The organism is Pseudomonas guariconensis (assembly GCF_024127895.1).
GTDB lineage: Bacteria > Pseudomonadota > Gammaproteobacteria > Pseudomonadales > Pseudomonadaceae > Aquipseudomonas > Aquipseudomonas guariconensis_B.
Genome location: NZ_JAMYBK010000080.1, coordinates 1 through 435 on the forward strand (window position 1 = coordinate 1; position 435 = coordinate 435).

The 435-nt window shown below is 50.8% G+C and carries 1 pseudogene; it reads right to left on the reverse strand.

The features are described from left to right. Positions 1-49: 49 nt before the first annotated feature. Positions 50-435: pseudogene (locus NJF35_RS24635) on the reverse strand (hypothetical protein); the annotation flags it as partial.

The window sequence follows — 435 nt, forward strand, 5'->3', positions numbered from 1 at the left end:
ATATCCCGCCTGCGGAGGCTGAGGCAAACTTCCACCAGCAACAAGCAGGTCAGGCCATGGCGGCCTGACTTAAACGAAACGGCCTCCACAAAAGCCGGGGCGATTCAGAGCGAGTCTCGAAATCTGGATAAATTTCTTTTAGTTTTTTTGTGCTCCAGCCTTTTTGTCTGCGATTAATCAGGTTCTGTATGCGCAGCAGATTTTCGGCTCCCCCATCTTTCTGCGTAGTTAGAAAGGTTGGTGTTTTACTTTTTCCTAACGTCGTCTTCACCTCGATCACCAACAACGTTCCTTCTTCAAACCGCATCTCTTCCACCGGCGCTGTTCCCTTCAAACCATCGATGTGATGACGCATAGCCTGGGTAGTCGGATTCCTCACCTTCATCGACGGTGGTGGCGGCACATACACCAACATGTCGATCCCATGGTCGCTCT